The 15,791-nt window shown below is 47.8% G+C and carries 13 protein-coding genes; 9 read left to right on the forward strand and 4 right to left on the reverse strand.

Features of this window, described 5'->3' with window-relative positions; all coding sequences use genetic code 11:
• Positions 1 to 161: 161 nt before the first annotated feature.
• Positions 162 to 1,109 (forward strand): DUF4097 family beta strand repeat-containing protein, encoded by a 948-nt coding sequence (locus G459_RS0107225; protein ID WP_084454413.1) that lies wholly within the window; start codon positions 162 to 164, stop codon positions 1,107 to 1,109.
• Positions 1,110 to 1,666: 557 nt separating this feature from the next.
• On the opposite strand, the gene G459_RS0107230 is transcribed toward G459_RS0107225, so the two are convergent.
• A complete protein-coding gene (locus G459_RS0107230) occupies positions 1,667 to 2,227 on the reverse strand; it encodes a hypothetical protein (RefSeq protein ID WP_026967042.1) in 561 nt (186 codons plus the stop codon).
• 469 nt (positions 2,228 to 2,696) lie between these two features.
• Here G459_RS0107230 and G459_RS0107235 point away from each other — a divergent pair, with 469 nt between their 5' ends.
• A complete protein-coding gene (locus G459_RS0107235) occupies positions 2,697 to 3,761 on the forward strand; it encodes a class I SAM-dependent methyltransferase (protein ID WP_051315116.1) in 1,065 nt (354 codons plus the stop codon).
• A gap of 34 nt (positions 3,762 to 3,795) precedes the next feature.
• Here G459_RS0107235 and G459_RS0107240 read toward each other — a convergent pair whose 3' ends face one another.
• Complete coding sequence (locus tag G459_RS0107240) at positions 3,796 to 5,013, reverse strand: serine hydrolase domain-containing protein (protein WP_026967044.1); 1,218 nt, start codon at positions 5,011 to 5,013, stop codon at positions 3,796 to 3,798.
• A gap of 154 nt (positions 5,014 to 5,167) precedes the next feature.
• Between G459_RS0107240 and G459_RS0107245 the strand changes: the two genes are divergently transcribed.
• Positions 5,168 to 6,412, forward strand: a complete 1,245-nt coding sequence (locus G459_RS0107245; protein ID WP_026967045.1) for an NAD(P)/FAD-dependent oxidoreductase — start codon at positions 5,168 to 5,170, stop codon at positions 6,410 to 6,412.
• A 70-nt stretch (positions 6,413 to 6,482) separates the two neighbouring features.
• Here G459_RS0107245 and G459_RS0107250 read toward each other — a convergent pair whose 3' ends face one another.
• Entirely contained in the window at positions 6,483 to 7,412 is a 930-nt protein-coding gene (locus tag G459_RS0107250; RefSeq protein WP_026967046.1) for a ThuA domain-containing protein, read from the reverse strand.
• A 158-nt stretch (positions 7,413 to 7,570) separates the two neighbouring features.
• Between G459_RS0107250 and G459_RS0107255 the strand changes: the two genes are divergently transcribed.
• The 4 genes from G459_RS0107255 (at position 7,571) to G459_RS0107270 (ending at position 12,604) form a co-directional block, all read left to right on the forward strand.
• A complete protein-coding gene (locus tag G459_RS0107255) occupies positions 7,571 to 8,461 on the forward strand; it encodes a DUF6807 domain-containing protein (protein WP_245588141.1) in 891 nt (296 codons plus the stop codon).
• Between the two features lie 30 nt (positions 8,462 to 8,491).
• Positions 8,492 to 9,862: a Gfo/Idh/MocA family protein gene (locus G459_RS0107260; protein ID WP_026967048.1), complete on the forward strand. Its 1,371-nt coding sequence runs from the start codon at positions 8,492 to 8,494 to the stop codon at positions 9,860 to 9,862.
• A 128-nt stretch (positions 9,863 to 9,990) separates the two neighbouring features.
• On the forward strand, positions 9,991 to 11,295 hold the full coding sequence (locus tag G459_RS0107265; protein WP_245588142.1) for a putative oxidoreductase C-terminal domain-containing protein: 1,305 nt from the start codon (positions 9,991 to 9,993) through the stop codon (positions 11,293 to 11,295).
• A 358-nt stretch (positions 11,296 to 11,653) separates the two neighbouring features.
• Positions 11,654 to 12,604: an aldo/keto reductase gene (locus G459_RS0107270; RefSeq protein ID WP_026967050.1), complete on the forward strand. Its 951-nt coding sequence runs from the start codon at positions 11,654 to 11,656 to the stop codon at positions 12,602 to 12,604.
• Between the two features lie 37 nt (positions 12,605 to 12,641).
• Here G459_RS0107270 and trpF read toward each other — a convergent pair whose 3' ends face one another.
• A complete protein-coding gene (gene trpF / locus G459_RS0107275) occupies positions 12,642 to 13,262 on the reverse strand; it encodes a phosphoribosylanthranilate isomerase (protein WP_026967051.1) in 621 nt (206 codons plus the stop codon).
• Positions 13,263 to 13,394: 132 nt separating this feature from the next.
• Between trpF and G459_RS0107280 the strand changes: the two genes are divergently transcribed.
• Positions 13,395 to 14,084 carry a hypothetical protein gene (locus G459_RS0107280; protein ID WP_035455387.1) on the forward strand — a complete coding sequence of 230 codons (690 nt, stop codon included), beginning with the start codon at positions 13,395 to 13,397 and terminating at the stop codon, positions 14,082 to 14,084.
• Positions 14,071 to 15,738: a S8 family serine peptidase gene (locus tag G459_RS0107285; protein ID WP_026967053.1), complete on the forward strand. Its 1,668-nt coding sequence runs from the start codon at positions 14,071 to 14,073 to the stop codon at positions 15,736 to 15,738. The genes G459_RS0107280 and G459_RS0107285 overlap by 14 nt, the downstream gene beginning before the upstream one ends.
• Positions 15,739 to 15,791 lie beyond the last annotated feature (53 nt).

Genomic DNA, 15,791 nt, shown 5'->3' on the forward strand with positions numbered 1-15,791 from the left:
AGACGGCATATTGAAAATTTAGGGAAAAAGCACTGGAGAATAGCCAATTGACCTAAGGCAAGAAAAGGTTTAACTGGCTTGAAAAGTGAAACTTACCTAGAATAAAGCCGTTCACCCGATCCGGAAATCAAAAAGAAACCAATAATAAAAATATACCAACTATGAGATTTAGCAACATGAATCAAAAAACAACAATCCTCGGACTCCTGCTTGGATCAATGATGGCGTTCAGCTCTTGCGAAGGGGAATTGGAAGTCGTGCAGAGCATCGACGAGGAATTTTCCGGAATCCAACAGATCGAAATTGACGCGGAGTTTATGGAGGTTAATTATGAAGGAAGAGTAGGTCAGACCACGGTGGAACTCGATGGACTTTTGGAATCCTCCCGCTCTGGCAACTTCAAGATAGAATACAAGCAAGATGGAAATACACTCGACATCGAACTGGACAAAAACGGAATGCTCGGCGGAGGCAATCACCGGGCAACAGTAAACCTCATTGGTCCAAAGAATATCGAATTGGAAGTAGAGTCAGGATCAGGTAATACAGTGATCTCTGGGGTCGAATATCCGACACTTGACGTCAATGCTGGTTCTGGAAACATTCAAGTCTTGATGTCCAAAATCCCATCGGCTCGTTTGGAGATTGGTTCGGGATCTCTCGGCGTCTACAACCTTATTGGCAATGTTCAGGCGAACGCGTCTTCTGGCAAAGTTGAGGTCGAGCAGATGGAAGGGAACCTGAATATTGGTTCTGCCAGCGGCCAAGTCCAGATTAAGAGCCTGAGTGGAAAATTGAATGTGGAAATGAGTTCTGGAAACATAGAAATGACCAATGTATCCGAGATCGAAAGTCTCAAGGTGAGCTCCGGCAACATCTCCGGCTCAGGAATAGGACTGGGGGCTAAAACCAAGTTGGTCAGCTCATCAGGGCGGATTTCCATCCAGACATTTTCCAATCTGAGCGGATTCAACTACGACTTCGAGGCGGGTAGCGGCAGAGTAGTTGTCGGTGAAAGCTCCTCTTCGGGCTCATTGAGAATCAACAATGGCGCTGCAAGCACCATATCTGGATCGGTTTCCAGCGGATTGATTGAAATAAAAAACTAATTCTAAATCCTGAAAATGAGAAAGACCCCGACCGGCTGTCGGGGTTTTTCTTGTTGCAATGACACATTATTTACCATTTCGTGTACTTGGTTTCGAAAGCTGTGTATTCTGGTGAAAAGAGCGAATCTTTCGGGACAATTGTTCTCAAACAATCAACAAAAGCGTTGCTTTGACATTTGTCAAGAAAATCAAGCAGTAACATCTCTCGCAGATTAATCTACGTAAATTTGTATGCATGCCGAGTAATGTATTTTGAATTCTCAAAATCTTATTTGGTAATAGATTGCTAAAAAGGACGTTTTTAATATGAAACGGGTGCTTAAGCGGTTTTGACAAGTTGTTATAAGAGTGAAGTTCCAGTGGACTACACTCTTTGTTTTCAATACAGTCTTCCTTCTGTGTCGAATACCAGTTTCCCTATTGGTAAGTAAAAAGGAGTAGTGAAAAGTTGTTAAACTCACCCCAACCCCGGTCTAATCCACCGGGGTTTTGTTTTTATCAACCTTGGATTATGTTTTTCCGCCTGGAGCCGGAACTTCTAATAAAGGTTTGGCTAGTTAGAAACAATCCAGGGATCTAACCTGAACCTTTCCCTCAGAAGAAAAATAAGAATCGAAATTGTACCATTCCAGAGGTACACCCACATTGCAGTGATAGTCAGCGGTAGCTTGATCAATGGGATAGCGGATATCGGTTGTCTCATTGAGCCCCATCCCATTGTCCAATACTGTCCAGATTGCATATAAGCCGATGAATGTAGGATCTGATCCCGAGGTTATCACCCCGGTGATTCTGGCCGTCTTACAGTCCTCTTCGAATACAATACAAATTACCTCACCTTTTGCGTCAGAAACAGGGCCGCCATCTTTGTCAAAATTATGGACTACAAAGGCTCCGTCGACCCGCTGGTTTTTGATTTCGGCATCGTAGGAGTGGATCTCGGTGGCGCTTTTATACAGCATGTCCTTGAAGTCCAAAAATACCCCATCTGCCCGGGCAGTTCCCCTGCCGTCAAGCCATGATTTGGGAGGGGTTGGAGAAGTGTCTTCGAATGAGCAACTTGTGAGCAGGATTATTAACGTGAAAAACTCGATGATCTTAAAATTACTGAACTGCATTTTATATATTTTGAAAGACTCTAAACGTATTATGAAATGCAAATAAATGGGTTTTTCAAAAAAATGCAAGTCATCTTAAAAAAATGATTTTTTTTTAAGATGACTTACAGCTTCGTGTTTTGGCCTTGATCGAGGAGGAGGTTCAACTGGGCAAACGCCCGAAGGATCCATTAAAGAGGAGAAGTCTCTCGCCGTCGTTTTGAATAAAATTTAGAAACGGCAGCATGTAAAGAAGCTTTTTAAGGCAAGATCGAGGTGAAATCGGTTCTTGGATTTAACGGATACCTGGCGTTTGTACAGACTCTAAAAATCCATAAATTATTTGCCTGAACTCAGAGTTTTTTGCAGTACATCTTTCACCACTCCACCTTATCATACTTTCATGACAAACAAGTTCACGCGACTTGCTGACCTTCTGCATAAGCGACTGGAAGCAATACCCCGTTCTACTCGAAAAATTTCATTTTCAATGATCGATCCTGATGGCCACGAACAAGTCTTTGGACACGAGATCCCGAGGTTTTCTCTTCATCTTAGAAATGATCAGGCCATAGCCGCGATCAGTACCATGGATCAGGAGTTGATCGCAAGAGCTTATTTGATGGGAGATGTCGACGTGAAGGGGGACTTTCTTCAGGTGCTGTCGCTGAGGGATTATTTCTCGGACAGCAGAGGATTCAACTTTCTCTGGCGAATTGTCCAGCCATTTCTATTTGGGCAGGTCAAAAGCGACCGAAAGTGGATCTCCCAACATTACGATTTGGCGGAAGATTTCTTTCAGCTTTTTCTGGACAAAAAGCACCGGGCGTATTCGCAGGCGGTTTTTGAATCCGACGACGAACCGCTTGAAGACGCCGAAACCAGAAAATTTCAGTTCGCTCTGGATGCGGTGAAAGCCAAGCCGGGAGACCGGATCCTCGAAATCGGCTCGGGGTGGGGCTCCTTTGTGGAGTTTGCCGGGCAGCGGGGAATCCGGGTCACTTCGCTGACGATTTCCGAGCGTTCGCAAAACTTCGTTCAGGCGATCATTGATGCTCAAAATCTGCCCTGTGAGGTGGTGTTGGAGCATTTTCTTCAGTACAATCCCGGAATCCAGTTTGATGCAATAGTCAACTGCGGGGTGACGGAGCACCTTCCGGACTACAAGGCTTCCCTCCAGCAATACCAGAAACTGCTCAAACCGGGAGGACATCTTTACTTAGACGCAAGTGCCGATCGGGTTCGGAATTCCCACGGGAATTTTATGAATAAGTACGTATTTGAAGGAAATGGCCATTTAATGGTGCTGCATGACTACCTGACCGAGGTCGCAAAGACGTCGTTTTTGCTGCGGGGAGTTTGGGATGATACCCACAACTATTACCTGACTTGTAAGGAGTGGGCCAAGCGCCTGGATTCCCATCGGGAAGTGATCGAAGAAAAGTGGGGAAAAGCCCTTCACCGAACCTTTCAGCTGTATCTATGGGGAAGCGCCGAGGGATTTATGGCGGGTTCGATTCAGGCGTACCGAGTCGTCCTCCAGCTCCCTGCTTAGTCGAGATGAAGATGCCATCTGTCTAACCCCTGGGTCACTTTTTCAGACTTTCCAGGACCAGTCGGACGAGTTCGGCTTTATCGCCATTTGGAATCCAGCGGGCGACGATAACGAGGTCATTTTCCTGATCTACATAGATCATGTTAGTCCCGGCACCGATGTGCATAAAAGCACTTTTTGGAGCGGCAGGCGCTTCTTTCAGGTCGTTGTTTAGGAAGTAGTTCATCATGCCGTAGCCGGGCTGGGCAGGTGTTGGCGTGCGGGATTTTTCGATCCAGGAGGAGTCGATGAGTTGTTTGCCGTTCCAGTTTCCATTTCTCAAAGTCAAATATCCAAATCGGGCCTGATCCCAGGCAGAAAGCATCATTCCGCCTCCCCAGTGAGAGCCGCCACTGATGGATTGCATGATTTGGCCGTCGAGGACGACAAGAGAATTTTCGTAGCCAGTCCATCTCCAAGTATCGCTGGCGCCGATGGGATCCATAATTTTCTCTTTCAAAACCGTTGGAAGCGGCTTCCTCCAAACGTTCATCAGCGCCAAAGCCAGGACATTTACACGTGTGTCATTGTACTCATAGACGGTTCCCGGAGCGTTGCGCGGGCGGGTTCTCCATTGCGCCGCTTCTCCACTTGGTCGGTCGGCCCAGTCGGGCTTGCCCCAGAGACTCCCTTCCCAGTCGGAGGTCTGTCGAAGGAGATCATCCCAGCGGATTTTGCGGTTGTGGTCCGTATCAAACAGCTCAAATACATCATCCTCGTACAAGTGATCGGCCTTGTTCATCGCAGTTCTTACCGGGTCAAAAGGATAAATTGGAGCCATATAGGGATAAACCAAGTCCATCTCGTCCTTGATCAAACCCTCGGCTACTGCGAGTCCAGCGGTGGTGGAAAGGAAGCTTTTTGCCACGCTAAAAGTTAAATCCACCCGGGCTGGATCACCCCATTGACCGACTACATATCCCTTGTAGATAATCAATCCCGCGGCAGACCCGCGTGTCTTCATCGGTCCGACCGGATATCCAAAAGGTTCTCGTCCAAAAGCGCTTTCGTAGTGGGCGATCTTCAGATTGGGATTTTGCTCGCTTTCGTGTTCGATGGCAAAGGAAATGGCTTCGCTGATCTTGGCTTCATTGAGCCCGAGTTCGCTGGGCTTTTTGGTGAGCCAGTTGTTCTTTTCGGGAAAATAGGTTTGCGCCCCAAGCGAAAAGGTGAAGAATAAACAGACAAGGAGTAGGTTGGAGCGCTTTTTCATCGGGTGGGATTTCCCGCTATTTTAGGGATTTTAGAGCGCTGAACCACGCCGTTGATCAAATCTTTACTGCAGATCACTTTTGGAAAACAGAACGGCTCATTCTGTGTTATCTGGAAAACTTTAATCAAATTGAAATTAAAGGAGAACCTAAGCGATGCAAGAAAAAATCTATATCATAGGAGCGGGGCTGTCGGGGCTGGTGGCTGCCTTGGAGCTGGAAAAATCCGGTTTTTCGCCTGTAATCCTAGAGGCTTCCGCAGAGATTGGAGGAAGGATAAAGACCGACGAAGTTGATGGATTTTTGCTTGATCACGGTTTCCAAGTGCTGAATACGGCCTATCCGGAGCTCGCAAAATATCTTGACTTACCCGCACTTCATCTGAAACGATTTAGTCCCGGCGCTGTGATTTTTGAAGGGAAAGAATTTTATATCATCACAGATCCGATCAGAAATCCCCTCAAGATCATTGGAATGGCATTTTCTACGGTCGGAACCTTGCTTGATAAGGTGAAAATGTTTTCCCTGACCAAAGAACTGAAGAAGAAAGCCAACTCTGAAATCTTCGATGAACCTTCCTTGCCGACGCATCAGTACCTTAAAAATTATGGCTTTTCGGATCGGATAATAGACAATTTTTTCAAGCCGTTTTTCCGAGGGATTTTTCTCGAAAAACACCTCAACACCTCGTCGCGAATGTTTGAGTTTGTGTTCAAGATGTTTGCCCTAGGTCATGCGGCGATTCCAGAAAAAGGGATGAGAGAGATCCCAGCGATGATCAGACGTCAGCTCAGCAACACGCAGATCTACTTCAATACTCCGGTAAAGCAAGTGGAAGGTAAATCGATCCATCTGGAAAATGGAGACATCATCGAAGCAGATCGAATTGTCATTGCCACACAACCCGACCGGGTGATGAAGCAACTTCAGGGACAGTTTTCGTCTCCACAGCAGGTGATTAATCTATACTTTTCACTGCAAAAGTCCTTTATCGGAAAGCCGATGATTGGCTTGCTGACCGGAGATCGCCTGATAAATAATTTCGTATTTATGGATGATGTAGCCAAATCCTATTCTACAAATGGACGCACGCTGCTATCCGTGACTGTTTTAGAGTCGGATTTGGAGGAAATGGCGCTGGTCGAGGCGGTGAAGTTAGAACTCGAGGAATTCTCAGGCGTAAACGCCGAATACTTTCAGTTTGTCAAGGCCTATCACATTCCGCATGCGTTGCCGTTTTTGGAAGATCCGAAATACAGCATTCCAGTCACGGAGTGCAAGATTACGGATCACGTCTATCTGGCGGGAGACTACCTTTTGAACGGGTCCATCAACGCAGCGATGACTTCGGGTAGAATTGCCGCAGAGGCGATCGTGCATAGTTATATGCCGACTCATTAATGCAAAAAATGGCGCTGAAGAATAACTTCAGCGCCATTTTTTCAAATTCCAGATTTGACACCCGACATCTTTACTTTTTCAAAGGCGTTTCGTCGCACTTGACATCGCCGGCCACATACTGCATCCCATCGAGATAGAACTGCAGCAAGTCAGGATTTTCGAAACTTTGCGCGTTGTGAGAGGGGGAGATGTACATGACTTTTCCCTTGCCTTCCGCTCTGATCCACGCCACGTAGGTTTTGCCCTCAGTCAGTTCCTGTCCTTTCCGCTGTTTTTGTATTTCTGAGTTGTTGAAATATAGCAGCGGTTTGAAATCGAGCTCCGCATAAGCATTCTTGTAGAAATAGGGCTCATCGATGTGATTGAATCCTTCGGCCGGAAAAGCCTGTACCAGCGGATGTTTCGGATCCTCAATTCTCACCTGAATCGCCTGCTGCACCGGATGGTAGTCAAAGCTTGCTCCCAGCAGTTCGCTGAACGCCATCGAATTGTTGAGCGTAGTCACTCCGCCGTGAACGACCAGCAGTCCCCCGCCTTTTTCCACATAGCTGAGTAGGTTGGCTTCCAGTTCATGAGCTTTCTTCATCAATGCCGCCGAATCGTAGTTTGCTCCGGCATTTGATTTTAATTTATCCCAAAACAGATTTCGGTGATCTCCGATTGAGCAGGTGTTGTTGAGGATTACCGCATCATATTTTTTCAGATTTTCGGACTCAAACTCGGTGATGTCCTTGCTACCGACTGCGGTGAAAGCGCCACTTTTCTCGCTCACGATCTTCAGCATCTCTTCGGTATGCGGGATCACCCAGTGGTTGAAACCGGTGTGCAGCGAGAAAATCAGGACATTCTTCTTTTTGGCAGGAAAGGTTGGCTTTTCAGGCGCGAGGCTTTTGATTTTATCTTTCCAGGCTTGATCAAGGGTGACTTCGGGAAGGCTTTGCCCACAGGCGAAATTCAGGGTCAAAAAGAAAACGATTGCGTAGAAATAAAGACGCTTCATAAGGATTAGTATAACAAGGTTAAAGTGTTCTTTGAGATTTTGATAAATTGGAATCTCAAGCCCAATAACCTTAATTTTCTATGCCTTTCAAAAGAATATTACTTATAGCCCTCCTTTTTTCGGGCTTTTCCACGATATCGTTTTCGCAAAAAGTTGACTTGAAAGAAACTTCAACCGGAATTGATTTTTTGATTGACAATCAGCGCGTACTGACCTATCAGACTGCCAAAGAGCCGGTGCCGCAAGGAGTGAAAGAGGCCTTCAGCAAATCGGGCTTTATCCATCCAATTACCTCTCCAAGCGGTCAGGTGCTCAGCAGAATCCAGCCGACGGACCATTACCATCACTATGGGATCTGGGGCCCGTGGACGCGCGCGACAACCAGCGGGAGAGAGGTTGATTTTTGGAATCTTGGAGATGAAAAAGGCCGAGTGGACTTCGCCAAGGTGCTTTCCAAAAAAGTTGCCGGCGGTGCAGCGGAGCTGAATGTCCGGCAAAACCACCTCGATCTGAAGGCCCCCGAAAACGAGAAGCTGGCGATCGAAGAGGATCTCCGGATCAAAGTGAAACCAGCCGACAAGGGCAGATATATGGTGGACTACACCACCACGATTGAAACAAAAATCCCAGGAGGAATCCTGCTGGATGACTACCGGTATGGTGGGGGAATTGGTTTCCGGGCCACCGAACTTTGGGGAGATGACAACAGTACCATCTTGACTTCGGAGGGAAAAACCCGAAAAGATGCCGACGGATCTAATGCCAAATGGATAATCGTGAAAGGCAAAACCGCCGATGCATCTGGACAGAGCGGTATTCTGTTTCTGAGCCACAATACAAATAAGTCCCATCCCGAGCCTTTGCGCGTATGGCCGTTGGGTCAATATAAAGGCGAGGGCAATGTCTTCATCGAATTTTGCCCGATCAGACATGAATCCTGGGAAATCCAGCCTAACCAGCGCTATTCATTGAAGTACCGGATGATTGTGTTCGATGGAGAACTGTCGGCTGAGGAAGCCGAAGCTTACTGGAAGGCATTTGTGAAATGATTGAATTTAAATTACCCTGATTTAAAAGCTATGCAAAGAAGAGATTTTATGAAAACGACGGCCTTGGCTACAGCAGCCTTTGGCTTTCCGACGATTGTACCTGCCTCAGTTTTTGGTAAAAATGCCCCAAGCAATCGTATCAACATCGGCCAGATCGGATGTGGCCGGATTGCCCGCGAACACGACATGCCTGGAACTTGGCAGCATGAGATGGCTCAGTTCGTAGCCGTGTCGGATGTGGACAGCAAGCGCATGACTGATGGAAAAAAATATATTGAAGCTTATTATACCAAGAGAAATGGGACTCCTTATGTAGACATTAAGGAATATGGAGACTACCGGGAGATGCTCCTGAATAAGGATATTGACGCGGTTGTCATTTCTACTCCGGACCATTGGCACTCGCAGCCTGCCATGGAGGCGGCGCTGGCAGGGAAGCATATCTACGTCCAAAAGCCGACTTCTTTGACAATCAAAGAAGGCCGTCAACTGGTTGACGTCGTCAAAAAGACGGGTGTCGTACTTCAGCTTGGAACTCAGCAGCGATCCAGCGAGCAATTCAGAGTCGCCGCGGAATTGGTAAGAAACGGGCGGATCGGTAAGCTTCACACCGTGAAGATCGGCCTCCCCGGTGACCCATCCGGGCCGGATGCGCCTACGATGCCCGTGCCTTCCAACCTGAACTTTGACATGTGGCTCGGCTCCACGCCCGAAGTTCCCTATACTGAGATCGGCGTCCACCCGCAGAATGACTACAGCCGTCCGGGATGGCTGCGATTGGAGAATTACGGCGCGGGAATGATCACCGGATGGGGACAACATCACTTCGATTCCGCTGCCTGGGGTATGGATACAGAGCTGACAGGCCCGAGATATGTGGAAGCCGTAGCTGAGTTTCCCCGTTCAGGACTTTGGAATGTTCACGGCGACTTCATGGTCAAAGCGGAATACGACAACGGAATACAGATGTTTACCTCCGGCGGCTATCCAAACGGCATTCGCTACGAGGGAACGGAAGGATGGATCTGGGTTTCCAGAGGGAATTATCAGGCATCTTCCTCAGATCCGGTGGCTAAAGGAAATAATGCGAAGGCTTTGGACGCCTCTGATCCTAAGATCCTGCAATCAGTGATAGGACCAGACGAAATCCAACTGATCCGCAGCACTGAGCATCACGGCAACTGGCTGGGTGCAATCCAGGGCAACAATGAGCTATTGTCCCCGGTGGAGATTGGACACAGAGCTTGCTCGGTCTGCTTGGTCAGCCATATCGCCATGAAGATGGGCAGAAGGCTGGAGTGGGATGCCGCGAAAGAGGAGTTTGTCAATGACAATGAAGCCAATTCTCACCTGAGTCGTCCGCAGCGTAGACCTTGGGGTACTGACTATGTAAAAGTTTAAGGGTATATCTGCCCACGATTCGGTCGTTGCTTACGTTATAAAGATCTTAAAATTGAAATATGTTTTCCAATAAAATCAAAATGGGGGCCGCATTGGCCCTTTTTTCAGTTTCCTGCTCCAGTCCAGAAATGAAAACCGAAGGCCCTGAATCTGATTCAAAAGTGAAGATCATGACCTTGGATCCCGGACATTTTCACGCCGGTTTGATCCACAAATCCATGTATCCCACGGTAGATTCGACGGTGTATATTTTTGCTCCCGAGGGCCTCGAATTGAAGGATCACCTCAACCGGATCGCGGGATACAATGAGCGTTCGGAGAATCCAACTGCTTGGAATCTGGAAGTGTACACGGGGACGGATTACCTGCAAAAGATGATCTCTCAAAAGCCCGGCAACGTCATGATGGTCGCCGGAAAGAATGACCGAAAGATCGACTACATCTTGGCAGCCATCGAAAACGGCATCCATGTCTATGCAGACAAGCCCTTGGTGATCAATCAGGAAGGGTTCAAAAAACTTGTGAAGGCCTTTCAGTTGGCGGAGGAAAAGAATCTCCGGCTTTTCGACATCATGACGGAGCGCTTTGAGATCACGACGCTGCTACAGCGCGAGCTGTCCATGATTCCTGAGGTGTTCGGAGAACTTGAGGTCGGGACTCCGGAGAATCCTGCGATCACCAAGGAGTCTGTACACCATTTCTTCAAGTATGTGTCCGGAGCTCCATTGATCAGACCTGATTGGTTTTTTGATGTGAGTATCGAGGGTGAAGGAATTGTGGACGTGACCACGCACTTGGTCGATTTGATCCAGTGGGAGGCATTTCCGGAGGTGACATTGGATACGACCGACGTGCAGATGCTCTCTGCGAAGAGATGGGCTACGAGCCTGACTTTGGAGGAATTTCAGAAAGTCACTGGGAAAACTGAGATTCCTGACTTTCTCCAAAAAGACATAAAGGATGGAAAGCTGGACGTCTTTTCTAATGGAGAAATGAACTACACGCTGAAAGGCAAACACGCCAAGGCAAGCGTAATATGGAACTTCCAAGCGCCTGAAGGAAGCGCGGATACGCACTACAGCATGATGCGCGGCACCAAAGCCAATCTCATCATCCGTCAGGGAAAGGATGAAAACTACCGCGCGGCTCTGTACGTGGAGTTGATCGGGGCGGAGGTGGCTCAGCTGGAGAAGGCCGTCAAGGAAACCCTTCAGGCCAAGTATCCGGGGATTGACTTGATGAAAATGCCGTCTGGAGAGTATCAGGTGATCGTTCCGGATTCTTATCATAATGGTCACGAGGCGCATTTTGCGCAGGTGACCGAGAAGTTTTTGGAATATTACCAAGACGGAAAGATGCCTGCCTGGGAGGTTCCCAATATGATTACCAAGTATTATACGAACATCAAAGCGAGGGAATTTGCTCTCAAGTAGGCGATGTCAAGAGAGATTTGAAGGTTGGGCGGGCTTAGTTGATTCCGCCCAACCTTTTTTTATGTCCTGTACAAAGTCGCCTCCAATGGCTTTGCTTAGCGTTTTAACTAAAAAAGTTTCGCAGAAAAGGAAACCTCGCTTTAGCTTAGGGGATCAGGCATTGCGCTCAGTTCACTGTTCGCAAAGACGTCCCGAGGGCATCTTGTTTCGTATATGGAGATACCTGGCCTTTATTGGAAATCTGGATAGTTTATTGATTCAGTTATTACATCGAAAAGAAGTAGATTTATAAAGTTCGTGTTCATTTTAAGAGGAAATCAAAACCGACTTTTTAAAGAAATATCAACCAAATACCGAAATGAAAAATCTGGAATTTAGAAACGGAGACAAGCTGCCCATCTTGGGATTGGGAACCTGGAAAAGCAAACCCGGGGAGGTACGGCAAGCGGTCTATTGGGCAATCGAAGCTGGCTATCGGCATCTTGACTGCGCGGCAGTCTATCAAAATGAACGGGAAGTCGGGCAGGGGATCGCTGATGCGCTGGCCGATGGTCTGGTGAAACGGAACGATCTCTTTGTAACCTCAAAACTCTGGAACAACAGTCATCGACACGAAGATGTAAAACCCGCTTTGGAGAAATCCCTTAATGATCTCCGTCTGGATTACCTGGATTTGTATCTGATACATTGGCCGGTGGCGTTTAAGCCCGGAATTGGTCTTGCGACACACCGGGAGGAGTTTTATACCTATCAGGATGTGCCTTTGAGCCAAACCTGGACAGCCATGCAGGAGCAAAAAGCATCTGGTGCCGCCAAACACATCGGCGTATCCAATTTCAACCAATCGAAGCTGAAGGAGCTTTTAGCTCTACCGGGTGAGAAGCCGGAGATGAACCAAGTCGAATTGCAGCCATTTCTGCCACAGGAGGGTTTGGTGAATTTTTGCCGTGAAAATGGAATCCTTTTGACGGCTTTCTCTCCTTTGGGATCGCCGGATTCCAGAGCGGAGCGGCACAAAAATGACCCCAAACTTCTCGACAATCCGATCGTCCTAGATATTGCGAAGAAGCATGGAGCCACGGCTGGTCAGGTTTTAATTGCCTGGTCGATTTCCAGAGAAATTGCCGTCGTGCCGAAATCAGTGGATCAAAGCCGCATCATCGAGAACTTCAAATCAACCGAAGTGAGTTTGGATGACCAGGATTTGGAGGCATTGGTATCGATTGGGATCTCCCATCGATTTGCTGACGGAAGTATCTTCACCGGTCCCCAGAGTCCATATAAGCTGTCTGATCTTTGGGACGCCTGAAAAACAAAACCCGACTCCAAAGAGTCGGATTTTTGTTTTATTCCTCGGTTTCAAGTTTCTCGAGAATATCCGCCAGTTCGTTCAAGTCCTTCAGACCGGGTTTTATTTCCTCACCACCAGTCAGCGATATCCCGAAAATCCCTGCATCGTCCACCAAACCGAGAATGTTTTCGGCTGTGATTCCCGTGCCGAGGAGAACTTTGGTGTGTTTGGCCAGGTATTTCACGGCAGCTAGGCCGCTTTCTGGCAAGTCATTATCTTCGGAAACGACGTGGACTACGATCTCAAATTCATTCAGAAGCGCGACTATTTCCTGCTCCAGATCGGCGAGATCATCAAGCCGAACTTTGTAAATCAGGGAATAGTCAGAGCCAATAAGCGCTCTCAATCCTTCAAAATCATCGTATTCGATCCAAGTGATGGAAGGATACGCCTTGAGCGCTTCAAGCAGATCGAGGCCTGAGCCGTGGGTGAACTCACCGACAAAATCTACTCCTGAGACCCAACCTGTGATTTCTCTAAAAGTATCCGGGGTGATGGAGTTGCCGGTATTTCCGCTTAGATCAAATCCCAACAGATTGACATACATGCCGGCACCGTATCTGGCGTCAGTGAGGTTGGTGATACTGTTTAATTTTACAAAAGTCTTAAGCGCCATGGTATACATTCAATTGGGCCGCTAAGGTAAGCAGGCCATTTTTCCCAGAAAAGTAAAAAGCACTGCCGGAAAATTCCGCGTCGAGTCCTTTGACCGGAAAAATGATTGTACTTTTAGTGGTATATTTTCGGCATGCAACTGCGATTCACCCCGTTCTTGTTCGTTTTCTTACTGCTTTGTTCTGCATGTGAGGAAAACTTTGAATCTCCAGATCTTGATCTGGAGCAGGACTATCAGCCCCTTTCGGTCGGCAATTTTTGGATCTATGAAGTCGATGAGACGATCTATTACGGCGAAAATGACTCCGAAACCAGCCAGTATTTTTACAGAGATCTAGTCAGAAGCTCCTATCTGAATGCCGAAAACGAAGTGACGTTCGTCATCGGTAGATTTAAGTCTACGGACAGAATTTCTTGGGATTTGGAACTGGAATATACCATGATCTACCGGGACCGGACCTTATTAAGAACTCTCTACAATCAACCGCTCTCAGCCCTGGTTTTTCCTCCGGAGCAAGGACGCTCTTGGAACGGCAAAAATTACCAGGCAGAAGGAGACGATGAATTTGAAATCGATTTTTCGGGGCAATCCGAACTGCCTGGATTTGAAACTGTGGAGGCGGTACGGGTAGCTCAGGAAAATCTGGACGATAAGATTACCATTCGGGATATCCGATACGAGCAGTTCGGCAAGGGAGTCGGATTAATGGAAAGATATGACGAAGTGCTAACGTATTGTTCCCGAAATGATTGCTTGGGCGATGAGTTGATCGACGGAGGCTACAAGACGCATCTGAAATTGGTAGAGTATGGCGAGGATTAAGATTTTTATCAGTTTGTCATTTTTTTTGTTTTTGGCGCTGTCGGCAGGGGCGCAGGATCGCTATGCTGTCTATTTCAAATACAAGCCTCAGTCGAGCCTTTCGCTTTCCCGACCACAGGAGTTTTTGACACAAAAGGCCCTTGACAGAAGAAGCCGCGAGGGAATTCAGGCGGACAGTCTTGATTTGCCGGTTGCCGGCAAATATCTGGATCAGGTGACGGCCCTGTCGGACTATCTGCTCTATTCCAGTAAATGGATGAATGCGGCCGTTTTGGTCACTGATCAGGCTGGATCAGAGGCGATGGCGGCGCTGCCATTTGTAGACCGCGTAGAATTGGTCGCGAATGGTTTTCTGCCCAAGCCGGGTGCCAGGATGAAATACAAAGTCTATGCATCGACGACGTTGGAGACGAACTGCAATGCGCCAAAACTGAACACACGCGAGCTTGCGAAAGCAGATAACTCCTATGATTTTCAGAATCAGTTGATCGGAATCGACAGGATGCACGCCGAAGGCTACACTGGCGCTGGGGTGACGATTGCGGTATTCGACGCCGGTTTTCCGGGTACAAATACTGCTTCGCCTTTTGCTCATTTGTTCACAAACAGTCAGATCATCGGTCAGCGTGACGTGGTGAGGCCGTGGAATACAGAGGTATTTATGGGTAATCAGCATGGTACCAACGTGCTGTCACTGATCGCTGCAAATGAGCCCGCAAAGCTAGTCTCAGGAGCCTATAATTCAGATTTTATCCTGGTTATCACCGAGGAGGTCGAGACGGAATATCGGGTAGAGGAATTCAACTGGCTGCGTGGTGCAGAGTACTCAGACAGTCTTGGTGTCGACATCATCAGCAGCTCATTGGGCTATTGGGATTTCGATGATCCGGCCATGAATTATACAATCGACGACTTGGACGGCGAAACCACGGTGATCACCAAAGGTGCTACAATCGCTTCCAACAAAGGAATCTTGGTAGTGAACAGCGTCGGGAATTATGGCGCTCGGGGCGAATCCAGCTTGGTAGCACCGGCGGACGCCAAGAATATTATCTCGGTCGGATCGGTGAAGACAAGCGGTGACAGATCCTCATTTAGCTCGCAGGGACCTACTGGGGACGGGCGTTTCAAGCCGGATCTTAGCGCATTTGGCGACAGCCCCGTCTTGATTCGTGCCAACGGAACCGTTGGTTCGTCTGGCGGGACCTCATTTTCAGCACCCCAAATTTCAGCTTTGGCAGCCGGACTCTGGGAGGCAAGGCCAGAATGGACGAAGGCTGAACTGATGGAAAATCTGTATCGAAGCGCCACACAATACGAAGATCCCGACAACCTGTTGGGCTACGGAGTTCCAAACTTTTACGATGCACTGTATGGAGAAATTCTGGCGGTGGAAGACGAAGAGGCCATTGCTTGGAAGGTTTATCCCAATCCGCTTATCGAGGATGAAATCTCTATCCACTTTGGCACCGGAACAAGCGCAGAGTTTGAGTTGATCGACATGACCGGTAAATCTCTGATGACGACCGAGCTATCGAGAGCCAATGCAACATCACCGTACAAAGTCAGAGTAGACGGAATCAAGCCCGGATTATACCTCGTTCAGATGCGCGAAGGAGCCTATATCAAGCAAACCAAGTTGCTGAAGCGATAGCAGGTTTTGCGCCAGCGAAGAATTTCATTTGATTTGTAGAAATAAAAAAAAGC

The sequence above is a fragment of the Algoriphagus terrigena DSM 22685 genome (assembly GCF_000429445.1).
GTDB lineage: Bacteria > Bacteroidota > Bacteroidia > Cytophagales > Cyclobacteriaceae > Algoriphagus > Algoriphagus terrigena.